This is a genomic window from Rhizobium sp. 007 (assembly GCF_015353075.1).
Taxonomy (GTDB): Bacteria; Pseudomonadota; Alphaproteobacteria; order Rhizobiales; family Rhizobiaceae; genus Rhizobium.
On sequence record NZ_CP064191.1, the window covers coordinates 128,641 to 151,995 of the forward strand.

Consider the following 23,355-nt stretch of genomic DNA (forward strand, 5'->3'; position numbering starts at 1 on the left):
TAATTTTGGGACAAGACATGAATGGTCAATTATTGAATCTGGAGGCGGCCGTAGCGGATCCGCGTCGCCTCCATCCCAACCTATCGGAGCGGGAGTACCATTCGAAATTAGACGCAAAGGAGTCGCCATCTGGCCCTACGTTCTCCGTTGCAATCGACCTCGATGGCGTTACGAAGTCATATGACGACAAAGTCGTAGTCGACGGGCTGTCGTTTTGCGTTCCGGTGGGAGAGTGTTTTGGTCTGTTAGGGCCGAACGGCGCAGGGAAAAGCACAATTACCCGTATGATCCTAGGCATGACATCGCCTGGCGCGGGCAAGATCACTGTGCTCGGAGTGCAGGTGCCGGGCCAGGCTCGCTTGGCACGCGCGGGTATCGGCGTGGTGTCGCAGTTCGACAATCTCGACTTGGAATTCACGGTTCGCGAGAACCTGTTAGTGTACGGCCGCTACTTCCGTATGAGCACGCGCGAGATTGAAACGGTCATCCCATCGCTCCTTGAGTTTGCGCGGCTTGAGAGCAAGGCAGACACACGTGTGGCGGACCTATCCGGCGGCATGAAGCGGCGCCTGACGCTGGCGCGTGCGCTGATCAATGACCCGCAGCTCCTCATTTTGGATGAACCGACCACTGGTCTCGACCCTCACGCGCGCCACCTGATCTGGGAACGGCTGCGATCGCTGTTGGCACGAGGCAAGACGATTCTCCTGACGACCCATATTATGGAAGAAGCGGAGCGGTTGTGCGACCGGTTATGCGTGCTTGAAGGTGGGCGAAAGATCGCCGAAGGCCGACCTCAAGCGCTGATCAACGAGCAGATTGGCTGCCCGGTGATTGAGATCTATGGTGGCAATCCACAGGAGCTTAGTCTTTTGATCAGGCCAAATGCCCGGCGCGTGGAGATTAGCGGCGAGACCCTGTTCTGCTACACGCCTGATCCAGAGCAGGTGCGCGCGCAGTTGCGTGGCTATACGAGTCTGCGCCTCCTGGAGCGTCCGCCTAATCTAGAGGATGTTTTCTTGCGGCTAACCGGACGCGAGATGGAGAAGTAAGCGATGAGTAAAGATGGCGCAACGGCATTGCCCGCCAGCGGTTTGAACTGGGTCTCAGTTTGGCGTCGAAACTATCTGGCATGGAAAAAAGCCGCGCTAGCATCCATTCTCGGCAACCTCGCCGATCCCATGATCTATCTATTCGGCCTCGGCGCGGGCTTGGGAGTGATGGTGGGGCGCGTTGACGGCGTATCGTACGCAGCATTTTTGGCGGCCGGAATGGTCGCGACAAGCGCGATGACTGCGGCGACCTTCGAAACGATTTATGCGACTTTTGCTCGCATGCAGGGTCAGCGCATTTGGGAAGCAATGCTGTACACACAGCTCAGGCTCAGCGATGTCGTTCTCGGGGAAATGGCGTGGGCAGCAACCAAGGCGTCTCTGGCGGGTACGGGAATTGGTATTGTCGCCGCCATGCTGGGCTACGCTCATTGGTCGTCCCTCCTCTATGCGCTTCCAGTCATTGCCCTGACTGGCTTAGCCTTTGCGAGCCTGGCAATGGTCGTCACGGCACTTGCGCCCAGCTACGACTACTTCATATTTTACCAAACGCTTGTAATTACCCCGATGTTGTTCCTATCTGGCGCAGTCTTTCCGGTCGACCAACTGCCTGTAGCCTTCCAGCAGGCAACACGCTTCTTGCCTTTGGCGCATTCGATTGATCTCATCCGTCCGATGATGCTCGGCCGCCCAGTTTTTAACATCGGTCTGCATATCGGCGCTCTCTGCATTTACATAGTCGTACCATTCTTCTTGTCGACAGCATTGCTTCGTCGACGACTGATGCGTTGATGATGCTCGCGGCGGGAAAAGAGGGACACGCGATGCTGCAACGCTGCAGTCGAAAAGTAAGCGAGCTCGGCTTGCAAGAAATGGCAAAAATAAGGTCGAGGCGCATGCGCAACCTAAGATTGAACTGGCCTCGCGCATATATGACAGTTCAGAATGTTTCTGGAGCTACCGCAAATGCTAATTAGAACACGCATCCATTCCACACTTTCGCCTGAGCCATTTGCAATCCTTGGGATGCCGAGGACCGGCACGCACTATTTGGAAGAACTGCTAAACGAGCATCCGAATGTATTGAGCAACGGTGAGCTGCTCAATACGTATGATACGAATTGGCCTGATAAGGATCGCCTGTTAGGTAGCGACTACGAGCTTCTCGAGCGTGCCTTCTTGCGCTACCCGACGCGCAGCGACAAGGAGGTTACTCATGTCGGCTGCAAGATCAACGACCCTCAGTTTCAGGAACGTCCCGGCTTTTTTGCCGAGCTGGCCCGTTGGCCAGGCCTCAAGGTCGTCCTTCTGGTTCGCAGAAACACCTTGGAATCGCTCAGATCACTAGTGCAGGCAAGGCAAACCCGACGGTGGCTTAAGTTCAGTTCGGACAAGCCTGTCGCTCTGCCGCGACCCGTGACATTGTCAATCGCCGCCTGCGAAGCCTATTTCAAGGCTGCCGCCGATTTCAACGCTCGGGTCGCTAGCGCCTTCGAGACTGCTAGCATGGTTCAACTCGAGTATGAGGAGCTCCTTCACGATCCCTGCGCTTGCGTGGCAACTGTCTTGGAGTTCCTCGGGGTTCCACCGCTTCACCTTTCCGGTCGCGGCATCCTACAGCGCCAAGAATCGCGCCCGTTGAGTGAAACGGTACGGAATTTTCGAGAGTTGCGGGATCACTTCGCACATGGACCTTACGCGAAACTCTTTGATCTTGATCAAGGTTGATCAGCAGAAGTTCAAATAGGTCGATCTATTCGATTCAACATCCGGAGTGGCGTGGCCCGATGAACGCTGGCCGTCCTCTGCCGGGATGAAATGAAGATCGAGGGATATTTCTGATGCCCTGCACCAACCCGTTATTAGTTCCAGCGAAGGCCCCTTTTCTATGTTTGTGCCGCAGAGAAGTAATGCCGCACTTCCCCACCTGCGGGAGTGTCGCTCGTGGAAAGAGTACGCTCATCGGGCATTTGCTTTGGGAAACACAACAGATTCTGGACGACGAACTTGAAGAATTATGACGTTGCCGATCGTAAGATCATTGCCAGACCGAGGAGTGATTATCTCAGCCGATTGGAGGCCGAGAGCATCTTTATTATTCGGGAAGCAGTCTCGGAGGCTGAAAACCCTGTTCTTCTCTATTCGGTTGGAAAGGACAGCTCGGTGCTACTTCACCTGGCTCGAAAGGCCTTCTACCCTGCTAAGGCGCCGCTTCCTCTGTTGCACGTCGATACGCGATGGAAGTTTCGCGAAATGTACCGCTTCCGTGATCATGCGGCCCAGGCGAGCGGAATGGATCTGATCATCCATGTAAATCCGGATGCGATCGAACAAGATATAAATCCATTCGATCACGGTGCAGTCCATCACACGAGGATAACCAAGACAGAGGGCCTCAAACAAGCGCTGGACAACCACAGGTTTGATGTGGTCCTCGGCGGCGCACGGCGCGACGAAGAACGGTCGCGAGCGAAGGAGCGCATTTTCTCGTTTCGTACTGACAAGCACGTATGGAATCCAAGGAACCAACGGCCGGAACTATGGAGCCTCTACAACGGCAGAAAAGCACGCGGCGAAAGCATGCGCGTCTTCCCGCTGTCGAACTGGACCGAGCTGGATATTTGGCAATATATCCATGAGGAAAACATACCGCTGGTTTCCTTGTATTTTGCGAAAGAGCGTCCAGTCGTCGTTCGGGACGGTCTCATCTTGGTCGTCGATGACGGCAGGATGCGGCTATCGCCAGCCGAGACAATTTCTATGCAGACGGTGCGTTTTCGAACACTTGGTTGCTATCCGCTGACGGGCGCTATTTCATCGAATGCGGCAAACGTAAAGGACGTTATCGTTGAACTGCTGAGTGAGCGCCACTCGGAACGGCAAGGAAGACTGGTTGATGCTGGCGCGACCGCTAACATGGAGAAATGCAAGACCGAGGGATATTTCTGATGCTGCGAAGCGGATCGTCAAATACCTCCAGCAAAAAACTCTTCTTAAGGTTCGTCGCGCAACAACAGGCGAAGAGCACTCTGCGATTCATTACGTGCGGAAGCGTAGATGACGGAAAAAGCACTCTCATAGGACGCTTGCTTTGGGAGACACAACAGATCTTCGACGATCAGCTTGAGGCCCTGAAGGCCGCATCAAAGCGGTATGGGACGCAAGGGGAAGAAATCGATTTCGCCTTACTCGTCGACGGTCTTACAGCAGAGCGCGAACAGGGTATAACGATTGACGTTGCCTATCGCTATTTCTCGACACTGAGGCGAAAGTTTATAATTGCTGATACTCCTGGGCACGAGCAGTACACACGAAATATGGTGACCGCTGCATCAACAGCCGATGCTGCTGTTTTGCTCATCGATGCTTGCAAGGGGATATCAGCACAAACTCGCCGGCATGCCTATCTCGCTGACCTCCTCGGAGTTCGTCACGTTACCCTTGCAATAAACAAGATGGATAGGATTGGATTCGACAGGCGCGTCTATGATCATCTGAGCAATGAAATGACTGACTTTGCATCGAAATTGCGGTTTGATGAGATAACAGCAATTCCGATCAGTGCATTAAAGGGCGACAACATCTCGACCCATTCAATGAATATGCCTTGGTATACCGGCGGCACCTTGCTGGGATTTCTGGAAACCGTCAAGCCGTCCCGCGAAGCAAATGATAGGCTGGTTATGCCGGTGCAATGGATCAATCGAGCAAACTCCTCATTTCGAGGAATCTCGGGAACGGTCGCTGAAGGCACCGTTAACGTGGGCGATACTATTCGCGTCGCTGCGTCAGGGCAGACGGCAAATGTCACGGGCATCGTCACAATGGATGGCTGTTTGGAGACCGCGTCGGACAATCGCGCCATTACGATTACCTTGGACAAAGACTTGGACGTTTCCCGCGGTGATGTATTATCTAATCCTTCCTCGCCGGTTGAGCTGACGGACCATTTCGAAGCTACAATCGTGTGGATGCACGAAGAGCAGGGCCTCGTCGGTAGAGCGTATGATATCAAGCTAGCCACGCAATGGGCATCAGCTTCGATCTCTACGATTAAACACCATATTGATGTTAACACTTTCCATCATGAGGCAGCCGGCAGTTTGTCGCTAAACGATATTGCTGTGTGCGATGTATCCCTCAATAGACCGTTGGCATTTGATTGCTACGAAAATTCTAAAATACTTGGTGGCTTCATATTAGTCGACCGCTTCACCAATGTCACACTCGCCGCCGGGATGATCAAATCTAACCTTCGACGTGCTCAAAACGTGCATCGTCAATCGCTGTCCATAAGCCGGGTGGAGCGCGAACTGCTCAACGGTCATAGTGGCAGGGTCATTTGGTTCACCGGTCTTTCAGGCTCGGGAAAATCCGCTATCGCGAATGCCCTGGAGATCGAATTGCATGCGCGCGGGAAGCGCACTTATCTCCTTGACGGCGACAACATTCGACATGGCCTTAGTAAAGATCTCGGGTTCACCGATGCGGATCGGGCTGAAAACATCAGGCGAATTGCTGAAGTCGCGAAGTTAATGATGGATGCCGGATTGATCGTGTTGGTAGCGTTTATCTCGCCGTTTCGTCGGGAGCGGCAGTTGGCGCGCGAATTGATTGGTAAAAACAATTTTTCGGAAGTTTACGTAGATACGCCCCTCGACACCTGTGAAAGACGCGACCCGAAGGGCTTGTACAAGAAGGCCAGAAGCGGTTTATTGCCCAATATGACAGGTATAGGCAGCCCCTACGAGAAGCCACTCGCACCAGACATTGCTGTGCACGGCGCCGATACGCCAATCGAAGAAAGCGTCAGGGTAATTGCGTCCCTCTTGGATATGAGGTGAGCTAACCTCATTTCGTCCTTCGTTGAGTTCCCGAGGACACCAAGGAACGAGCGCTGAATTTCTCCGCTGGTGGAATCGCGGCGAGCTTCAGCAGGTCAAGCCAGCTCACGGCTCACGGACTGATTGTTCCGAACGACCATCAGACGCTCCGAGTTCAGGATCGTGTTACGCTATTGTTCTTCGCGCTCATTGCTATCAACGTCCCGCATCAGTCTCCACGGGATAGCTTCCTCGCCTCGACCGTGATGGGCAGGCGGGTATCCTGCGGAAGGTCGGGGAGGGCTAGCCGCCATCCATTCCTCAGCAATACAAAGCCGCCCCACAAGTTTTCCTTCTCGACCGAAATGATCGGCTCCTCGAGATCCTTCTTGGGAATATAGGCAGACAAGCCGACGCCAGTTCTACGAATTGTCACTTTCATCTGGCTGTCGCTTTTCTGAGACAAGTGGCGATTTCAGAAGTCCCCGGAGTTGCAGCCTTATCGAGGCTCATTATTTCATAGGCGCGCATCCCGACGATGGTGCCGCGATCAACCCATTCGACCGCATAGATGTAAAATTGCTGAAGAAAGGTGCCCACGTCTCGCACAAAGCCTTCGTCGCCCTTCCGCACGAGATTCTCGCCGATGTCCTTTCCAGGATAAGTGCCGTCATTCCTTACTTGACGGGTGGCGCGGACCCGCTCACCCGGCATAAACCGTGGTCGCTCGCGAATTTCGACCTCCTGTTCGCGTACAAGACCCATTGGCCGCTCCTCTCATTCTTTGTGCTGCGATAATCGGTTGATGGTCAGGCAGCGACGCAGGTCTTCGGCACCGGACATACCAAGGCGCATTGCTGCGTGTCGAATTCTCCCCTGCACTCGGTGCATTTTTTAGGATCAACCACGTATTTTTCCCCCTTGAAATTGATTGCGCCTGAGGGACATTCATATTCGCATGCGCCGCACTGGGTGCATTGGGATGCAATGATCTTGAAGGCCATGTTTTAGCTCCTGGTTCAGTCAGAAGGTGGCTCAAGCCGTCGCCACCAACGGTTCGACACCGAACTCGGCGGCGTAAAGCGCACCGATCGCAGTCTCGATGTAGTCATAGCCATAAGCGTCCGTTGCTCGCACGCCCGCTTCTGCCAACTGTTTCTTCGGGCAATCACCGATCTTGGCGCACAGCAAGACGTCTATGCCTTCGAGCGCGGCAATGATGTTATAAAGAGTAGCCTCCTCGCCCCAGCCACCGAGGCAGTACTGCTCGATCTTGCGGTGCCCTACCAAGTCAATCCCTTTTTGAGAGACTGCGTAAACTTGGAATTCCTTCGCATGGCCGAAGTGTTCGTTGATCCGGCCGCCGCCTTTGGTGGTCACGGCAATAAGAAGCGATCCGCCGGACCCCACGGACGTGACTGCTGTGATCGCGTCCTTCCTTGCCGCCAGATGATCGCCGCGCTCGCGCGCGACCAGCTGGCGGTAGGCGTGGCGCTTGCTGGCGTTGTAGGTAACATCGCTGGGGATTTGGTCGAGCGTAAACTCCCGCCCACGATCATCGCCGAGCAGACCCACAGCATCGGCGCGGCACTGCCGGCAATGGCGCATCAGCTTGGCGCCGCCTTCGAGACGATCTTGAAGCGCCTTCAGTTCTAACGGCTTTGGACCACGCTGACCGGTCAGTCCGTAATAGGTACCGTGGGAAGGCTCTGAAATCAGGGGCATCACGTTGTGCATGAATGCGCCGCGGTCCCTGACCCATCTGTTAACTTCGATGAGGTGCGCGTCATTGACGCCCGGGATCATCACCGAGTTAATCTTGGTGAGGATGCCGCGTTTGGACAGCATCTCCAAGCCTAACATTTGCCGCTCGTGAAGGATCCTGGCGGCTTCGATGCCGGTGTAGCGACTGTGCCCGTAGAATATCCACGGGTAGATCTTTGCCCCGACCTCCGGATCCACCATGTTGATGGTGATCGTCACGTGATCAACATTCATGTCAGCAAGCTCGTCGACATGGTCCGGCAGCGCGAGTCCGTTGGTCGAGATGCATAGCTTGATGTCGGGAATTTCCCTCGCGACTCGTTCGAACGTCGCTTTTGTCTTCTTCCAATCGTAACAGGCGTCGCCCGGTCCGGCGATGCCAAGGACGGCAAGCTGCGGTACTTCGCTGGCAACGGCAATCACCTTGCGCAGCGCCTGGTCGGGAGTAAGCTTTTCCGATGCAACCCCAGGCCTACTTTCGTTAGCGCAGTCATATTTGCGATTGCAGTAGTTGCACTGGATGTTGCACGCTGGTGCGACCGCGACATGCATGCGGGCGAAATAGTGATGCGCTTCTTCTGAAAAACAGGGATGGTCCTTGATCCTCTCCCAGATCGCCGGATCTATGTCATCCGGCGCAGTAAGGCCACAGGACGAAGATGCGCAGCCGCCGGATTTTGCGGCCCGCGGCCCCCCGTCGGAGGATGCTTTGCTGGTAGTCTCAAGCTGTATCATCGGTTCCGACATCGCACGGCTCCATTGGCGAGTGAACGTTACAATTCCACAAGCAAGAGCGATGCCAATCCATAAAATGCTGCTGTTTCACCGGGATAACGTTAACTTGTCCGCTTTGCCGGCTTGCTGCTACAAAGTTTTTGTCGGACTTGCGACAAGGGCCACGGTCGCACCCGAAGTGTCGTGTGTTAGACCAACTGAAGACAGAAGTGACGCTCGCGACATCCCTGATAACACTCGCGTCAGAACTTTTTCACCTCGATACGAAGCCGGCGCAGAGCATAGCCGACCTGCCGCGGCGTCAGGCCTAGGATACGAGCCGCCCTGGCCTGAACCCAACCGGCCGTCTCCATTGCATTGATCAGACGGTCACGGTCAGTCAGCCCCGATGCCCCGATCGTGGATGCGGGACCTGTTGGAGCGCCGGTGTTAGCCGACGGTCCGACTAACACCCCATTACCTGGAGCGAGGTCATTGATGGCGTTGTTGCAATTACCACAGCCAGCTCCTTTCTTGAGGAGCGAAGAAAAGCATCGGCCTTGCTGGCAGGCGAAATCCGATGGAGCGATCGTACTTGAACGGGCGAGAGTGGCGGTCCGTCGTACGCAGTTCTCCAGCTCGCGAACGTTGCCGGGGAAGTCGCATTTCGACAATATGTCGAGTGCCGATGGCGCGAAGTCGAGATCGCGACCATTCTCATTGTTGAATCGCTGGAGGAATACTTTCGCTAGACGTGGAATGTCACCGTCGCGCTCCCTAAGCGGCGGCAAAATGATAGGCACCACATTGATCCGGTAATAAAGGTCGGCTCTAAACTCCCCATTCGCGACGGCCGTCTCGAGGTCTTTGTTGGTGGCGCATATTAGTCTAACGTTTACTTTCAATGTCTTCGTTCCGCCGACTCGCTCAAGTTCACCTTCCTGCAAGACGCGCAATAACTTCGCTTGAAATGCTGGCGATATTTCGCCTATTTCATCCAGCAGCAACGTTCCACCATCCGCCAGTTCGAAACGGCCTGCTCGCTGAGAGATCGCTCCGGTGAAAGCGCCTTTTTCATGTCCAAACAGCTCCGATTCCAGAACACCTGCCGACAGTGCGGCGCAATTCAGTTTCACGAAAGGCTTCTTTCGCCGTGATGATAACTCATGTATCGCCCTCGCAAAGGATTCCTTGCCGGTGCCGCTCTCACCCCTCAGAAGTACAGCGGAGTTGGTCGCTGCCACGATAACGGCGGTCTTGACTACCTCCTTGAGCGCAGGACTCTCTCCGACAATCCAGCTGATAGTTTTGGGAGTTTGCGGGGCGGGGCCAGGCTTCCCCCCGATCCGCGAAATCTGTTCTGCTTGTTGTTCCTCGGCGATTGATCCGCCATCTCTGCACAGGTTGCGATTGAGCCGGGTGGCCAAGCCGGTGAGGTTGGCGACCATGGTCAGAAAGAGTATCTCCTCCTCGTAGTTATCACTGGCGGTGCCAGTTTCAGCGCGATCAATCCATAATGCCCCGAGCACCTTCTTTTCCACCTTGACGGGGACACCGATGAAGGTAGCGGCACCATTGCCGTCTAAAGACGTTCGCAGCGCAGCTTTGAATAGGTCCGACTTCCTAATGTCCGGCACGACGAGCGATGTACCGGTAGCGATGATATGCTCTATTGCCGTTTTCGGCTCGATTGTGGGAGTGGGTGACGGAGAGTCATGGCCAACACCGGAACATGCGGTGATCTCTGCCTCTCCTTCCTCGGCGGAAATCACGATCGCGCCGTGGCGCATTGGCAGAAGCGAAGAGAGGGTATTCAGCGCATTAGCAAGCGCGATCTCAAGACGAGGGGAAGCGATGAGGTCTCTCGATATCCGGTAGATTCCGCTGCGCCACATGTTGGGGTTATGCATGTTCATGACGGATGGTTCGCCCGCAGGTCTACTCTATCAGCACGTGAGCTGTTAAACCCTGGCGGGGGGTTGTCCATGACTTTTCTACCCTTAAAACGCGAACTTCGTTGTTCGAGCATTCAAAAGTTGATTATACCTGCATTCGAAAACACAGCAAATTAAAATCGTTCGAAAAGCGGCCAATGGTGATTTCCTAATGAATATCCGTTCGCCGTCGCTTACGCAGCAAGGCGGTCGATGCTCTCTGAGCCGGAGGTGGCGCTCATCATCCGAACTTGAAGAGGATCCCGAACCCACCTCGCGGATAATTCCACTCGATGTCACCGTTCGCTTCGCATAACACTCTGCACGTGCCGCATTCCATGCAGCCATCCGCAACGATTTCCACCTGCCCGGTGTCGTTCAACTCATAGCATTTGGCCGGACAAATCTTCGTCAGTGCGAGCAGGTTCGGGCTTGGCGACAGGTGCGCCCGCACTTTTATGTGTGGGCGCCCCGTGTCGACCAGATAGCGATTCTGGTAGAGTTTGTCCTCGATGCGCTCCACGATGGTTGCCGTCATCTGAATTCTCCTTTAGCGCCAAGCGAAGGCGAGGCGGATTGCGTCGCTGACCAACCCCCAACGGGACCGTGCCTTGATGAAGGCGGCGGTTGTCGCCTTTTCCCTTTCGATCTTAGGAGTCCCATCAACGCGCACGAAATTCTGCGCGGCCTGCGATATCAGCTTCGGATACGTCGTGAAGAAACTTTGACAATTGGTATGGAGGAGGGCGGGCATATCTTTGTGCTTCATCAGGTCTTTCATAACGAAGGACTTGTCCAGCATGCTTTTGTAAAGGGAGAGGTTCTGCTTGGTCATCGAACCTCCGCGGCATTTTATGCGGAAGATCGACTCGCCGGCGATGCGCCCCGACGCCATGGCGAGGTTGGAACCCTCGCGGTGCACGGCATTGTTGAGTTGCGCCGCGTCGCCAACGACGACCCAGCCGTCGCCGAAGAGCTGCGGGATTGCCTTGAAGCCGCCCTCCGGAATGAGATGCGCGGCGTATTCCTTGACCTCCGACCCCGCTAGCAGCGGTCGGATTGAGGGATGGCGCTTGAAGGCGTCGAGAAGGGCGTACGGTTTTTCCATGGTTTCAGCTAAGCCGGAGACGAGGCAGCCGATGCCGAGCGAGATTGACTCCCTGTTGGTATAGAGGAAGCCCAATCCGGTAATTCCGCGTGAAATTGTCCCGCCTGCTTCGATCACACAGCCTTCGTCCTCGGTCAGGCCAAAGCGCTCTGCGATGACCTCTTCCGGCAGGAAATGCATCTCCTTGACCGCGAGCGCCACATTTTCCGGCTTCGGCATCTCGCGCAAGCCGGCCCGCGTGCCGAGAAGCCCGTTTACCCCTTCAGCGAGAACGACTACATCCGCAAGGATCACGTCCCCTGCGCGGTCCGTGTGAACACCTATGACCTTGCCGCTCGAATCCCGGGCGAGTTTCGTCGCCGTTGTCTCGCACAGAACCGTGCCGCCAGCCTCACGTACCTTGCACGAGAACCACTTGTCGAATTGGGCGCGGATGATCGTGTAGCGGTTTGGCCTCCGCTCATTGAAGTCGTCTGATCGATAGTGCATTCCTGTGTGCGACGTGTCGTCCATTATCCAGAACCGCTGCTCGACCAGATGCCGTTCAAGAGGCGCGTCGTCGCGGAAATCCGGAATGATCGTCTCCAGCATGTTGGCGTACAATATGGCGCCTTGGACGTTCTTGGAGCCTGGATACTCTCCGCGCTCCAACTGCAACACTCTCAGACCGTGACTAGCCATCGTGTAAGCAGCCGCGTTTCCGGACATACCGGCTCCGACTACGATGGCATCGAACTTCTCCTCGCTCATAGGCCTTACCTCAGTTCACAAGCTTCATACGATCGCGCGGCGCCATCCGCTTGGTGAAGGCTTCTGTCAATGCCGGCAAGAACGTGATCGCATCAGCCACAACGCCCATATGGGCGAAATCGAAGATGGGGGCGTTCCGATCGGTGTTGATAGCGACAATTAGATCAGCTCCTTCGACGCCAACCCGATGCTGGACTGCGCCCGATATTCCGGCCGCAACGTAGAGCTTGGGCCGGATCGTCTTGCCGGTTTGGCCGATCTGCCGATCAAGCGGCATCCAACCCTTTTGGACCAGCGGTCGCGAACAGCCAAACTCACCGCCGATCGTCCTCGCGAGATCCTTCAAGTGCTGCAGGTTCTCGGCTGCACCGAGCCCGAGCCCGCCGGCAACCACGATGTCGGCATAGGCGAGATTGGCGTCCTCCGTTTGGCCATCAGAGAGAAAGCCAAGGACTTTGGTGACGATCTCTTCCTCGACCATCGTCAGATCGTGTCGGACAACGCGTCCGATTGGCTTAGCCACTCGCTGCGGCGTCGACATGACCCTCGGACGCACCGTTGCCATTTGCGGACGGCAGTTGAGCGTATAGATTGTGCACAGCAAGGAACCACCGAAGGTCGGCCGTGTTGCCGCGAGGGAACCATCTGCATCAACATCCAGTTCCGTGCAGTCGGCCGTGAGCCCCGTCTGCAACGTCGTTGCCACAGAACCCGCAAGGTCGCGGCCGAGCGTGGTCGCACCGAGCAGGAGAATTTCAGGTTTGTGGCTAATGACCAGATCTGTCAAAGCTTTGGTAAAAGGCTCATTTCGATAATTGGCGAGTAGCGGCGACTCAATGAGGTAGGCGAGGTCGGCGCCGTAAGCGAAGGCGTCTGCAATGGCAGGCCCGGTCCCCACTCCATCCGGCGGCCCGACAACCACCCCAGCAAGCTGAACGCCCAGCTTGTCGGCAAGCTTGCGGCCCTCACCGAGCAATTCGACAGACACGGGATGGACCTGGCCCCGCTCAAGCTCAATGAAGACCCAGACGTCCCGATGGTCCTGGAAATCGTTGGGCAACTCCTTCTTCATGCCAGCACGGCCGGCGGCTGGAGACGGCGTTTCACTTTTTTGGGTTTCCATCATATGCTCCTTGCTGCTCACGCACTGCCATTGGATGAAAGCTCAACTTCCAACGCCGGTTGGTTGGTGAAGATCGATGCGACCACCTCGTCGGCGACATGGTCCACCGTTTTGTCGGTAGTGTCGATTTGCATAGCTTTTTGCGCTCGGGGGGTGGGAGCGAATACGCGCTTCACGACCGTCGGCGATCCTCTCAAGCCGCAGTTAGCCAATTCCTCAATGCCGGCGTCGGCAGCACTCCACTTCAGAATTGGGAAACGCGCGGCACGCAAGGCGTCATCGAGAGAGCCGCGGCGGATAGTATTGACGCCTTCCAGCATAGTGATTAGGCACGGCAATTTGCTCCTCAGCATCTGCGTGCCGCCTTCCGAGCGCCGCTCAACCGTGATCTCGCGCGCATGGAGATCGATAGAGGCAATTTTCGTTATGTAAGTCAGTTGTTGGAGATCCAGGCGCTTGGCAATTCCAGGCCCGACCTGGGCGGTGTCGCCGTCGATCGTCTGCTTACCAGTAAAGACGATATCAGGCGCGCCAAAGCTATCGCCAATCTTCGCGATTGCTTGAGAGATAGCGAATGAAGTTGCCAACGTGTCGGATCCCGCAAAGTGACGGTCGGTCAAAAGTATCGCGCGGTCCGCGCCGTAGGTGAGCGCCTTGCGCATCGCTTGCTCTGCCATGGGTGGGCCCATAGTGAGGACGGTGACCTTGCCCCCATGGCAGTCACGCACTTTGAATGCTTCTTCGAGCGCGAACAGGTCGTAAGGGTTGATGATGGTCGGCACACCTTGGCGCATGATGGTATTCGTCACCGGATGGACGCGTATCTGCGCGGAGTCCGGCACCTGCTTGATACAGACTACGATGTGCATGATGTTTTTAGGCTCCCGATCGAATGTGGATTGGCGTTTCGGCTTACTCCAAGCAGTATTCGTGCCAACCACATTGCGCATAGGTAACCCCCTGAAATGTTGGTGTGTTCTCTTTGTCAGGATTTCGCCAGGCGACAGTTTTGTCGGATTGCCGACATTGTCGTGTAGCAATCCTGCCGCACTCATTTCTTTCCGAATGGCGTCCGGATGGAGTCCAACGGTACAAAAGTGCGACACGGCGCCGCAGCCTTGGCCGGATCGCGGTCCTTGAGCACTTTAAAGACCCGATGCGTAAGCGGCGAAGAAGTTGCAAAGTCCTCGTAAGCGCGCTCGAGCGTGGCGCGCGCACGGGCAGCGATCGCTTTGTCCTGGAGATCGGAATTAACCTCCTCGGCCAGGTATTGCCCCATGCGCTTCATGATGTGGAGCCGGGAGACATTGAGCACCTTCGGATCATAGGACACGCCAAGAACTTCGAAGAATTCCTCGGCAGCCGACAAGCGCTTTAGCTGCGCGAGAATGTCGGTGACATCAATAGGAAGGTTCTCGCCCGCACAACTGTTCATTTGCGTTTTCCTTTGGTGGTCGCGGATGCGTTCGCTCCAAGCTGACGAACAGCAGCGAGCTTCGCAGATCGAGAAATGAGACGCGGTTGACAGCGGCAACGCTACTCAGGATTGACCCGTCGAGGCCCTGCAGCATTATCCACGGCTCAAGCCGTATCGGGAGGCCGCCAGACCGACCCCGGCACGAACTTCGTCGACCTCGTCGGCAGCCACGCAGCCGTATCGATCCCGCTGTGCAGCACGCGGGCTGAAGCAAACGAGTGGGCGGCCCCAGCTTCCCCACGTGGTGAAGGCGACGCCGGGCCATGCGTGTTTTATTGAGAACGACCGGAAGTTTCTGGTCCTCGGTTCTTCCCCTCAGGCGGGGCGCCGGATTGGGAGCCCTCATCACTTAGCCTGCCCCCTGGAGACAGGGACAGCGTCACGTAGTTTTTCCACGATTCCCGGTATCAGTTCGAGTACCCGATCCACATCCTCCTCGCGGTTATGGCGTGAAAAGGAGAAGCGAACTGCACCGAGTGCCGTAACGTGGCGAATGTTCATCGCCCTTAGAACATGGCTCGGTACCGAGGATCCAGAGGTGCAGGCGGAGCCCGAGGAGCAAGCGATGCCATGGCGATTGAGCAGAAACTGCATGGCTTCTCCAGCAATGCGGTCGAAGGCGACGTTTGTGGTATTCGATAATCGTGCCAGCGGATCACCGGTGACGAAGGTCCTGGGGATCCGTTCAAGAAGTCCTTTCTCCAATCGATCGCGGAGCGATTTTACCCGCTTGTTTTCCTCGTCCATGCACTCCAACGCGAGTTCGGCCGCCTTGCCTAAGCCCGCGATCCCGGGCGTATTCTCTGTGCCCGCGCGGCGGCCGCGCTCCTGGTGACCACCCCTGACGAGTGCATGGAAGGGCACGCCGCGTTTTATGTAGAGCGCGCCGACGCCTTTCGGCCCATGTAGCTTGTGGCCGGAGAGCGACAGCATGTCGATTGCGGTCGATTTCAGGTCCATCGGAAGCTTGCCGACCGCTTGCACTGCATCGGCGTGGAAAAGTGCGCCAGCTTGCTTGGCCATCTCAGCAAGCCTTTCCACGGGGAAAATTGTTCCCGTCTCGTTGTTCGCCCACATGATCGAAACGATCGCCACGCGATGGGTGAGGGCGGTCCGGTAGGCGTTAAGATCGAGTCGGCCATGGTGGTCCACCGGGATCCTGTGCACCTTAACGCCGCGCGTCTTCTCAAGGTGTGTACAGAGCGTCAGCACCGCCGGATGCTCGACCTCTGAAGTGACTATCTCGGTGCGCCCAGGAACCGCCTCGAGACCCGAAAGGATCGCCGTATTGACGCTTTCAGTCCCGCCCGAGGTGAAAGTGATCTCATGGTCGAACTTTGCACCGATCAGCGCTTGCAACTGCTGGCGCGCCGTCTTGATCGCTGCGCCGGCAGCGGCGCCGATATCATGCATCGATGAAGGGTTGCCAAACTGATCTAAAAAGAACGGCAGCATCGCTTGAACAACTTCGGCATCGACTTGTGTTGATGCATTGTTGTCGAGATAGACAGGCCTCAATGATACCACGCTCCAACTACCGAAATGATGGAAGCCTCACAGCCGCAGGCCCGTCGAGCGGATCCCGCATTGCCGTTCGCCCTGCCCAGACGATCAGCTACAGGATTTGCCGCAGGCGCACTTCTCCCGCGGGTTAGGATTGTCGAAGATAAAACCGGAGGAACCCGCCTCCGTGACGAAATCCAAGGTCAAGCCGGCGATATGGTCTTGAGAGCCCGCGTCCACGAACACCTTGACCCCACCCGTCTCAATGACAGCATCGCCCTCTCGCAACTCGCTCTCCAGGCCCACATGGTATTTGGGGCCGGCGCAGCCGTCCACTTGGACCATGATGCGCAAGCCGTTCACAGGCTCGGGAGACTGGGAAATAATACCTTTCGCTGCGGCGATTGCCTTTTCGGTGAGCGTGACCATCGGATCGTTTCTCCTGGTTTCCGAGTTGCGTTCGCAATCGACAATGCACGTAGCGTGCCAACCGAAAAACCCGTTCCAAAACAACGTAAAGCTCAACCACCGCTATGTGGCATTTCCGACACCGTCGGAGATCGGACAATGCAGAGTGGTGGGGCTGGGTTAGCGTGAACTCGTATGAGTCATTCCTGCCAAGCGCCGGCGACCGACGTGGGTTCTCGAGTTTGCTCAGTCCGCGACCCAACTTGAACCACACTGAAAAATTAGAGCCGCAACCTTTCGCGAAACGCAATTTAGGGCCTGCGTCACTGAGCCGTCAGAACGTTCTGTCCTCTGGTTAGGGGCGGGCGCGGCCAAGTCACTTCAGCGTTGCAAGAATGTTTTGCGGTGACGAGACTCCATACGGATCGGTTTCGCAATTATCCGAGAGTCCTTCCTCCACAAACCATTGCTCCACAATGCCGTCGTCGATCAGGGCAGCGTAGCGCCAAGAGCGAAGGCCGAAGCCGAGATTATCCTTTGCGACTAACATGCCCATCTTGCGAGTGAATTCGCCTGAACCATCAGCAATAAGCTTGACCTTCTTCAGTCCCGACGCCTTGCCCCACGCATTCATCACGAAGGCGTCATTGACAGAGAGGCAGTAGACCGACTCGATTCCGTGCTTAACGAATTCGTCGTGGAGCTTTTCAAAATCCGGCAATTGCTGAGTCGAGCAGGTCGGGGTGAAGGCGCCGGGAAGCGAAAATAAAATCGTGCGCCTACCGCTAAAATAGTCCTCCGTAGTCTTGTCTTCCCAACGGTATGGATTTGGCCCTTCCACGGTCTCATCGCGAACACGCGTGCGAAAGGTAACGAACGGAACCCTTTTGTTCATCGTCATCAGCATTGCTCCTTTAGAAAAAGATCTGATGCGTTTGCCACCACACCTGCTGTCGAACCGGCGATTTTGGATTGTCTTCCAGATTTCGCCACCAGCGCGCAGGTGCTCCAGGAAAACGCATTGGCGGACGCGTCAGAGGCGTTGCCTCAAATGCTCTTCTCGGCTGCTGGCCGGCTTCCAACGAACGAGTAGCAAACGCCGTGCCATTTTGACATCAAGGCTGTAACGGCACCGCTTCTGCCGAGCACGGTTAGGATCTGGTGTAACGGATACTCAGTCCATTTCCATCGGCTTGAGCAAGCGCTGCCAATATTTTAAGTCGTGCCGTGCGCAGGTGGATGGCAACTCGCCGGGAGCTCGGTCATATGCTTACCTTGTCCGCGGGGGACTGATCCAATGGGCAGTGTTGCAAATCCACCATGCCGCGAGTTTGTTCTCGCGTCTCAATAACGAGGGCTGCAATTTTTGGCGCAGACCCGACATCCAATCTCGTCGTTTTGTCGATCCCGAGACGCGCCGGTGTTCATTCTGACTGCAACGGCGAACTCATTTAACCTTTGAAAACCAGCAAAAACTTGACTAATCGGCTCTGTAACCGCGATTGGCACGAGTTTTGAAACGCCCTCCTCGCGAGCAGCCAGACCTGCCGCGCCGCAGATCATCTCGTGGCGACGTCTGGAGCGAAGGAGGGGAAGCAACATGTCAAATGTCATTCAGAACCGCAATTTGTCGAAAAGGAGAGTGACCCTCCTGACCGATCGGCGATCATCGCAATCGCTAGGTCTCAGCCCACCTATAGACCTCGATATGGACTTCGATCGGTATGTGTTTTCCTGCGTCCTCTTGCATGCGCTAGAAGAGATTGCTGCGGAGGTGGCAACTGCGACCGAGGCAACAGGCCTTTCCCGTGCCGAGCTTCGAAACGTCCTTAACCGCTCTGTTCCCGCCAGTGTTATGCAGGCCTTCGGATTGGAAAAAGTGCGCGAAGCCGAGCCGTGTGTGGAGGAGGAACTTCTGCGCGATCTGCTGCTCGCGCATGCTCGACCGGGCGACCCAACAAGCGCCTGTTTCGCCAAGATCATCGCCCGGCGCGCCTTGCGTCACGACCATCTGTGGTTGGAGCTTGGTCTTTCCGATAGGTCCGAACTCAGTCTCTTGCTCGCCACCCATTTCCCCACGCTTGCAGCCGGCAATACCAATAACATGAGGTGGAAAAAGTACCTTTATCGCATGCTTTGCGAGGCTGAGGGTTTTTCGCGATGCACCGCACCCAGTTGCCGGGAATGCAAGGACTTTAAAAGCTGCTTTGTCCCTGAGGAAAGCGCAACACTGGGGTGCGCGACTGATTTGAATTAGGAGCAGCTAACGTCAGCTATTGGCCGCAGCCATGCCTTGCCCGTCAATTCAGCAGACGGCGTTGAGACGGTTCGTGCGCCGCCCATATGGAGGATTTGGCAATGATCGTTGAGGATTCCGCGGAAATCCGCAGAAAGACACCGTTCTATCGACATCTCTATGTCCAGGTTCTTGCGGCAATCGCCGCGGGTATCCTGCTCGGACATTTCTATCCCGAACTCGGCACGCAAATGAAGCCGCTTGGCGACGCCTTTATCAAGCTCGTGAAGATGATCATCGCGCCGGTCATCTTCCTGACGGTCGCGACCGGTATCGCCGGTATAACCGATCTCGCCAAGGTCGGCCGCGTCGCCGCCAGGGCGATGGTCTACTTCCTGACCTTGTCGACGCTTGCGCTCGTCGTCGGCCTCGTGGTCGTGAATGTGGTGCAGCCGGGAGCGGGCATGCATATCGACCCGGCTTCGCTCGATGTGAAAGCGATCGCCGCCTACACCGCGACGGCGCATGAGCAGTCGGTCACCGGCTTCCTCATGAACATTATCCCGACGACGCTTGCCGGCGCCTTCGCCGAAGGCGACATCCTGCAAGTCCTCTTCATCTCCGTACTCTTCGGCATCGCACTTGCCCTGGTCGGCAAGAAGGCCGAGCCCGTCGTCGACTTCTTGCAAGCGCTGACACTGCCGATCTTCCGGCTGGTGACTATCCTCATGAAAGCCGCACCAATTGGTGCCTTCGGCTCCATGGCCTTCACGATCGGCAAATACGGCGTCGCCTTGATCGCTAACCTCGCCATGTTGATCGGCACCTTCTATCTCACCTCGTTCCTGTTCGTCTTCCTCGTGCTTGGTGGGGTGGCGCGTTACAATGGTTTCTCGATCGTCTCGCTCATCCGCTACATCAAGGAGGAACTGCTGCTGGTACTGGGCACCTCGTCCTCGGAAGCGGCTCTTCCGGGCCTCATGAACAAGATGGAGAAGGCGGGCTGCAAGCGTTCGGTCGTGGGTCTCGTCATCCCAACCGGCTTTTCCTTTAACCTCGACGGCACCAACATCTACATGACGCTTGCGGCGCTCTTCATCGCCCAGGCGACCGACACGCCGCTCTCCCTCGGCGACCAGATCCTGCTGCTGCTCGTCGCCATGCTGAGCTCCAAGGGTGCCGCAGGTATCACCGGCGCCGGCTTCATCACGCTTGCCGCGACGCTCTCGGTCGTTCCGGCGGTGCCGGTCGCCGGCATGGCGCTGATCCTTGGCATCGACCGTTTCATGTCGGAATGCCGCGCAATTACCAATATTATCGGCAATGCAATTGCGACGCTCGTCGTCGCGAAGTGGGAAGGAGAGCTCGATCGCGCGCAGCTCTCCGTCGCGCTCGCCGGCGAGCTGCCGATCGACTACATTCCGCCGGTCATCTAGCCGGCCAAGTAATGCCTCCCAGGGCCCGCACGACAAGTGCGGTTTGGCGCGGTCTGGTTCTCCAGATCGCGCCCTTTTTCTACGCGACGATGGGCGCGCCTTTTGTGCAACGAGGTGCTCCCTTGCGTGGGATGACTCGTTCGCGGCGGCGGCTACAAGTTTTGTCATCGAAAGTTTTCGATCGCAACAAGGGCGTTACAAGCACCCGCTAATGCCCAAATGAAACGCCAAGTAGCATGCTATCGTGAGCTCCCATTGCTCGTGGCCCGTAGCCGATGCACTTCCGCTCGCGTCAGGCCGCTTCGCTACGATCGACGATGGCCTCGGGTCCAAAATCGTGCCGCGGACATCTTCCTTGGAGAAGTATTTCGGCCACCACTCTCCTGTCTTGCCCGCGGCGATTGGGCGCCGACTGACGTTCGGGCGAAACGCCGGATCGGAACCGCGAGGAGCAGTTATTTCAACTGGATTCGTTCTGTCGAACTCTGGCCGGCGAGGATGGGAGACGGTCGGCGCCGTTTCCCTCGTATTGGGGCCGATGACGGGCGCGCCGACCTCAAGGCAGTTGTGCAGCACATGGCGAAGCCGCTGGAAGTCGCACCAAAAGGGCGGACTATAATTGCTGGCGGATTTCTCCTGATCGTCTCAGATTCGGTGTCCGCCCCGACTTCCTGCCGTCATCCCACATGGACGTACACCGGACTTTTTGTCGCATCTGCGACACAGGTGTTTCGTCTGCCTCTCGCCTTCCTAAGACTTAAATAGCTGAAAAGCAGTCATAAAAGTACTTCCTCGGCTTAATCAGCCAGATTGGCATGAGTTTTGAAGCTTTCCATCACAAGGCGGCAATCCACTTCGGGCCTGCACTGTGTCGTGGGTAAGCGCGATGGAGCGAAGGAAGAGAAAGACTTTGGAAAAGCATCACGCTGCATGGAAGAAGAGAACATCATCGTCTCGCTCCATTTTGGAGTGCGATGCGATGCCGGTTCCGGCCTTCTCGAACCTGACCCCCCGTCGCCGTCGGCCGCCGCGTGATCGTGCATCTTCATCGCGCCATTCGAGTCTGAAAAAATGCCGCCCCTCGGCGAATTCGCTCGTCCGCTCTTCGCCGGACGGGCCGCAGCCTGCCGACGAGGCCAGCCACTTTGCCGAATGTGAAAACGATCCACCTGATGAGTGGCAAGATGGAAGGAGAAAACCGGGTGGACAGCGGTTCCATCCCAGATCATATCCCGCTCAATTTTGTGAGGGACTTCAGTCTGTTCACGTCCCGGCTTGGCACCGGCACCCAATGGAGACCTACACGCAGCTGTTGCTCTTGCATCCATGGAGGGCCCCACAATCCTTTAGTCCGGGGTGCCGGGTGATCACGCGCGCGCAAAACCAGCGCAAGGCGCTGCAAGACCTCGAGACCTCGTCCAGTCATCGCAGCATCTTCTCCCAAGCGCTCGGAGAAAGCTGGTCAATGATCCCGCTCGAGATCGATCCAGCGACTCATGGCATCTTTCTTACACTCCTAAATCCGCTGTTCTCGCCTAGGCGAGTGCGCGACTTGCTCCCCATGCGGAGGCAATGATGCATGGGGAGGCTGTCAATCAGGTCGGTGCGATCTGCTTTCGGTCCAATCCTGACGGGATCCTCGAAGTTCTTCTGATCACGACACGCGAAACCGGCCGCTGGACCATTCCGAAGGGATGGCCGATCAAGGGATTGCAGCCGCATGATGTTGCGGAACGTGAAGCGTGGGAAGAAGCCGGCATAAAAGGCAAAGCCAAAAAGAAGCCATACGGGTACTACGCATATCTGAAGCGGCTTAAAAACAACCGCTCCATTCAGTGCGTCGTGGAAGTCCATCTCCTGAAGGTCAAGAAGGTCAGACCCACGTTTCCGGAGTGTCGAGAACGCGTGCTAGCCTGGCTCCCACCGACCGAGGCATCTTCACAGGTTCCTGAACCGGAGCTGAAGAGTCTCATTGCCGGATTGAACGCCAAATTCAAGCTTCGGGCGGGAAAATGAAATCGCCGGCGGGCGATGGTGCAAGCCGGCAATTTGCGTCCGTTTTCGAGAAACCAGCGGGCGTCAGCCCGACACAATCAGCAGTTCAGAGTGCGACCATCTTCTCGAACCTGCGCCGGTTCCATCGGCTGCTTGTGGTGACGTCTCCTGATTCTAGGCTTTGAGCGCCTTGAATAAGCGCCAGACGAGGGCGCGGATCGGCGGAGCGCACCTCTTTCGCCTTTGCTGGCAACAGCTTTTGTAGCAGTCGCTCGGCATGGATCCAACACAATGCGTGGATGGTGATCGGAACTGGCCGGCGTCGTCGGAGATGATCACGGTCTTTCCAAGTGACGATGGCGGATGGCGCCCATATGGCGGCTTCGCCCAGAAGGCGCACGAGCTGCCGATCGAAATATCGATGCTATTCTCGGCCAATGCTCCAGGAAGACAACTGGGTATGGAATATGAGGGGTGAATTGCTTTTCACCTTTGCGATGATCGCTTGCTTAGCGACGTGCGCTTTCAGCCAATTCATCGCTCGGTCGTTGAGGACACAATCCTGATGCCCCCAGCAGGATCGACAGGAAAGTGGGCCGTGATTTCGATAGGTGGTGCGGACGTTCGAAAAGCAGCTCGCCGCCTATGCAAGGCAGCGCCATTCTGCATGTCGGGCTTGTCCGGCACCCTTCATCACGGTCGACGATATCGGTGCCCGGCACAATCGGCGCAGCGACTTCACCACTCATCGCTCAGCACGCGGATCACACGCGCCTGCGGAATATGTTTTGCGATCTCCAAACCTCTGGGCAACGCGGCAAGAATGAAGACACCCAACACGGTACTTCCTTGAAATGCACCAGATGGCCCGACAGCGGTCTTAGCTGACGTCATCAGACACCTTCAGTCGGTTTGTCGGAGCCGCGACACAGCTAGTTTCGTAACGTCTTGGTCATCCTAAGGCTAAATGCCTGAAATTCCGCATTAAATCACCTTCGTCTTGATCAGCCAGATTGGCATGAGATTTGAAGG

Annotated in this window: 22 protein-coding genes and 2 pseudogenes; 9 read left to right on the top strand and 15 right to left on the bottom strand. The window is 56.4% G+C overall.

Features of this window, described 5'->3' with window-relative positions:
- The first annotated feature begins 17 nt into the window (after window positions 1–17).
- From nodI to cysN, 5 genes and pseudogenes are all read left to right on the top strand, one after another.
- Window positions 18–1,052: a nodulation factor ABC transporter ATP-binding protein NodI gene (nodI, locus tag ISN39_RS34570; protein ID WP_194732620.1), complete on the top strand. Its 1,035-nt coding sequence runs from the start codon at window positions 18–20 to the stop codon at window positions 1,050–1,052.
- 3 nt (window positions 1,053–1,055) lie between these two features.
- Complete coding sequence (locus ISN39_RS34575) at window positions 1,056–1,844, top strand: ABC transporter permease (RefSeq protein ID WP_194732428.1); 789 nt, start codon at window positions 1,056–1,058, stop codon at window positions 1,842–1,844.
- Window positions 1,845–1,997: 153 nt separating this feature from the next.
- Window positions 1,998–2,780, top strand: coding sequence for a sulfotransferase (locus ISN39_RS34580; protein WP_281438355.1), 783 nt, complete (start codon window positions 1,998–2,000; stop codon window positions 2,778–2,780).
- A gap of 327 nt (window positions 2,781–3,107) precedes the next feature.
- Window positions 3,108–4,001, top strand: a pseudogene (gene cysD / locus ISN39_RS34585) (sulfate adenylyltransferase subunit CysD); the annotation flags it as partial.
- Window positions 4,001–5,896, top strand: coding sequence for a sulfate adenylyltransferase subunit CysN (cysN, locus tag ISN39_RS34590; RefSeq protein WP_194732430.1), 1,896 nt, complete (start codon window positions 4,001–4,003; stop codon window positions 5,894–5,896). The pseudogene cysD and the gene cysN, both read left to right, overlap by 1 nt.
- A gap of 208 nt (window positions 5,897–6,104) precedes the next feature.
- Here the strand turns inward: cysN and nifT are convergent, their stop codons facing one another.
- From nifT to ISN39_RS34655, 13 genes are all read right to left on the bottom strand, one after another.
- Window positions 6,105–6,317: a putative nitrogen fixation protein NifT gene (nifT, locus tag ISN39_RS34595; protein WP_194732431.1), complete on the bottom strand. Its 213-nt coding sequence runs from the start codon at window positions 6,315–6,317 to the stop codon at window positions 6,105–6,107.
- Window positions 6,314–6,640, bottom strand: coding sequence for a nitrogen fixation protein NifZ (locus ISN39_RS34600; protein WP_194732432.1), 327 nt, complete (start codon window positions 6,638–6,640; stop codon window positions 6,314–6,316). Before ISN39_RS34600 ends, nifT begins: the two co-directional genes overlap by 4 nt.
- A 44-nt stretch (window positions 6,641–6,684) precedes the next feature.
- Complete coding sequence (locus ISN39_RS34605) at window positions 6,685–6,879, bottom strand: 4Fe-4S dicluster domain-containing protein (protein WP_194732433.1); 195 nt, start codon at window positions 6,877–6,879, stop codon at window positions 6,685–6,687.
- A gap of 31 nt (window positions 6,880–6,910) precedes the next feature.
- Window positions 6,911–8,386: a nitrogenase cofactor biosynthesis protein NifB gene (nifB, locus tag ISN39_RS34610; RefSeq protein ID WP_194732434.1), complete on the bottom strand. Its 1,476-nt coding sequence runs from the start codon at window positions 8,384–8,386 to the stop codon at window positions 6,911–6,913.
- 230 nt (window positions 8,387–8,616) lie between these two features.
- The gene (gene nifA, locus ISN39_RS34615) at window positions 8,617–10,269 is read right to left on the bottom strand and encodes a nif-specific transcriptional activator NifA (RefSeq protein ID WP_246763616.1); all 1,653 of its coding nucleotides are present in this window, start codon (window positions 10,267–10,269) and stop codon (window positions 8,617–8,619) included.
- Between the two features lie 259 nt (window positions 10,270–10,528).
- Window positions 10,529–10,825: a ferredoxin family protein gene (locus tag ISN39_RS34620; protein WP_022719231.1), complete on the bottom strand. Its 297-nt coding sequence runs from the start codon at window positions 10,823–10,825 to the stop codon at window positions 10,529–10,531.
- Window positions 10,826–10,837: 12 nt separating this feature from the next.
- Window positions 10,838–12,145 carry an NAD(P)-binding protein gene (locus ISN39_RS34625; RefSeq protein ID WP_194732435.1) on the bottom strand — a complete coding sequence of 436 codons (1,308 nt, stop codon included), beginning with the start codon at window positions 12,143–12,145 and terminating at the stop codon, window positions 10,838–10,840.
- A gap of 10 nt (window positions 12,146–12,155) precedes the next feature.
- A complete protein-coding gene (locus tag ISN39_RS34630) occupies window positions 12,156–13,268 on the bottom strand; it encodes an electron transfer flavoprotein subunit alpha/FixB family protein (protein ID WP_194732623.1) in 1,113 nt (370 codons plus the stop codon).
- A gap of 17 nt (window positions 13,269–13,285) precedes the next feature.
- Entirely contained in the window at window positions 13,286–14,137 is an 852-nt protein-coding gene (locus ISN39_RS34635; RefSeq protein WP_194732624.1) for an electron transfer flavoprotein subunit beta/FixA family protein, read from the bottom strand.
- Window positions 14,138–14,319: 182 nt separating this feature from the next.
- A complete protein-coding gene (nifW, locus tag ISN39_RS34640) occupies window positions 14,320–14,703 on the bottom strand; it encodes a nitrogenase stabilizing/protective protein NifW (protein ID WP_194732625.1) in 384 nt (127 codons plus the stop codon).
- A 387-nt stretch (window positions 14,704–15,090) separates the two neighbouring features.
- On the bottom strand, window positions 15,091–16,263 hold the full coding sequence (gene nifS / locus ISN39_RS34645) for a cysteine desulfurase NifS (protein WP_194732436.1): 1,173 nt from the start codon (window positions 16,261–16,263) through the stop codon (window positions 15,091–15,093).
- Window positions 16,264–16,356: 93 nt separating this feature from the next.
- Complete coding sequence (locus ISN39_RS34650) at window positions 16,357–16,677, bottom strand: iron-sulfur cluster assembly accessory protein (protein ID WP_194732437.1); 321 nt, start codon at window positions 16,675–16,677, stop codon at window positions 16,357–16,359.
- Window positions 16,678–17,032: 355 nt separating this feature from the next.
- Complete coding sequence (locus ISN39_RS34655; protein ID WP_194732438.1) at window positions 17,033–17,557, bottom strand: peroxiredoxin; 525 nt, start codon at window positions 17,555–17,557, stop codon at window positions 17,033–17,035.
- A 699-nt stretch (window positions 17,558–18,256) separates the two neighbouring features.
- Here ISN39_RS34655 and ISN39_RS34660 point away from each other — a divergent pair.
- Window positions 18,257–18,913: a nitrogen fixation protein NifQ gene (locus ISN39_RS34660; RefSeq protein WP_194732439.1), complete on the top strand. Its 657-nt coding sequence runs from the start codon at window positions 18,257–18,259 to the stop codon at window positions 18,911–18,913.
- A 101-nt stretch (window positions 18,914–19,014) separates the two neighbouring features.
- Window positions 19,015–20,328: a dicarboxylate/amino acid:cation symporter gene (locus tag ISN39_RS34665; protein WP_194732440.1), complete on the top strand. Its 1,314-nt coding sequence runs from the start codon at window positions 19,015–19,017 to the stop codon at window positions 20,326–20,328.
- A gap of 797 nt (window positions 20,329–21,125) precedes the next feature.
- Here ISN39_RS34665 and ISN39_RS34670 read toward each other — a convergent pair.
- Window positions 21,126–21,557: a hypothetical protein gene (locus ISN39_RS34670; RefSeq protein WP_194732441.1), complete on the bottom strand. Its 432-nt coding sequence runs from the start codon at window positions 21,555–21,557 to the stop codon at window positions 21,126–21,128.
- Here ISN39_RS34670 and ISN39_RS37420 point away from each other — a divergent pair.
- Window positions 21,513–21,874 (top strand): annotated as a pseudogene (locus ISN39_RS37420) (cytochrome P450); the annotation flags it as partial. The gene ISN39_RS34670 and the pseudogene ISN39_RS37420 overlap by 45 nt on opposite strands.
- 26 nt (window positions 21,875–21,900) lie before the next feature.
- Window positions 21,901–22,344 (top strand): NUDIX hydrolase, encoded by a 444-nt coding sequence (locus ISN39_RS34675; RefSeq protein ID WP_194732442.1) that lies wholly within the window; start codon window positions 21,901–21,903, stop codon window positions 22,342–22,344.
- 717 nt (window positions 22,345–23,061) lie between these two features.
- Here ISN39_RS34675 and ISN39_RS34680 read toward each other — a convergent pair.
- Window positions 23,062–23,217: a hypothetical protein gene (locus tag ISN39_RS34680; protein WP_194732443.1), complete on the bottom strand. Its 156-nt coding sequence runs from the start codon at window positions 23,215–23,217 to the stop codon at window positions 23,062–23,064.
- Between the last annotated feature and the right edge of the window lie 138 nt (window positions 23,218–23,355).

Excerpts from the sequence above, each read along its gene's own strand:
- ISN39_RS34660 (WP_194732439.1), top strand. The coding sequence starts at position 18,257 with ATGTCAAATGTCATTCAGAACCGCAATTTGTCGAAAAGGAGAGTGACC.
- ISN39_RS34635 (WP_194732624.1), bottom strand. The coding sequence starts at position 14,137 with ATGCACATCGTAGTCTGTATCAAGCAGGTGCCGGACTCCGCGCAGATA.
- ISN39_RS34625 (WP_194732435.1), bottom strand. The coding sequence starts at position 12,145 with ATGAGCGAGGAGAAGTTCGATGCCATCGTAGTCGGAGCCGGTATGTCC.
- ISN39_RS34605 (WP_194732433.1), bottom strand. The coding sequence starts at position 6,879 with ATGGCCTTCAAGATCATTGCATCCCAATGCACCCAGTGCGGCGCATGC.
- ISN39_RS34580 (WP_281438355.1), top strand. The coding sequence starts at position 1,998 with ATGTTTCTGGAGCTACCGCAAATGCTAATTAGAACACGCATCCATTCC.
- ISN39_RS34670 (WP_194732441.1), bottom strand. The coding sequence starts at position 21,557 with ATGATCTGGGATGGAACCGCTGTCCACCCGGTTTTCTCCTTCCATCTT.
- nifA (WP_246763616.1), bottom strand. The coding sequence starts at position 10,269 with ATGAACATGCATAACCCCAACATGTGGCGCAGCGGAATCTACCGGATA.
- ISN39_RS34600 (WP_194732432.1), bottom strand. The coding sequence starts at position 6,640 with ATGGGTCTTGTACGCGAACAGGAGGTCGAAATTCGCGAGCGACCACGG.
- nodI (WP_194732620.1), top strand. The coding sequence starts at position 18 with ATGAATGGTCAATTATTGAATCTGGAGGCGGCCGTAGCGGATCCGCGT.
- ISN39_RS34630 (WP_194732623.1), bottom strand. The coding sequence starts at position 13,268 with ATGGAAACCCAAAAAAGTGAAACGCCGTCTCCAGCCGCCGGCCGTGCT.
- ISN39_RS34675 (WP_194732442.1), top strand. The coding sequence starts at position 21,901 with ATGATGCATGGGGAGGCTGTCAATCAGGTCGGTGCGATCTGCTTTCGG.
- cysN (WP_194732430.1), top strand. The coding sequence starts at position 4,001 with ATGCTGCGAAGCGGATCGTCAAATACCTCCAGCAAAAAACTCTTCTTA.
- ISN39_RS34575 (WP_194732428.1), top strand. The coding sequence starts at position 1,056 with ATGAGTAAAGATGGCGCAACGGCATTGCCCGCCAGCGGTTTGAACTGG.
- ISN39_RS34665 (WP_194732440.1), top strand. The coding sequence starts at position 19,015 with ATGATCGTTGAGGATTCCGCGGAAATCCGCAGAAAGACACCGTTCTAT.
- ISN39_RS34650 (WP_194732437.1), bottom strand. The coding sequence starts at position 16,677 with ATGGTCACGCTCACCGAAAAGGCAATCGCCGCAGCGAAAGGTATTATT.
- nifT (WP_194732431.1), bottom strand. The coding sequence starts at position 6,317 with ATGAAAGTGACAATTCGTAGAACTGGCGTCGGCTTGTCTGCCTATATT.
- ISN39_RS34655 (WP_194732438.1), bottom strand. The coding sequence starts at position 17,557 with ATGACGATGAACAAAAGGGTTCCGTTCGTTACCTTTCGCACGCGTGTT.
- ISN39_RS34680 (WP_194732443.1), bottom strand. The coding sequence starts at position 23,217 with ATGACGTCAGCTAAGACCGCTGTCGGGCCATCTGGTGCATTTCAAGGA.
- ISN39_RS34620 (WP_022719231.1), bottom strand. The coding sequence starts at position 10,825 with ATGACGGCAACCATCGTGGAGCGCATCGAGGACAAACTCTACCAGAAT.
- nifW (WP_194732625.1), bottom strand. The coding sequence starts at position 14,703 with ATGAACAGTTGTGCGGGCGAGAACCTTCCTATTGATGTCACCGACATT.
- nifB (WP_194732434.1), bottom strand. The coding sequence starts at position 8,386 with ATGTCGGAACCGATGATACAGCTTGAGACTACCAGCAAAGCATCCTCC.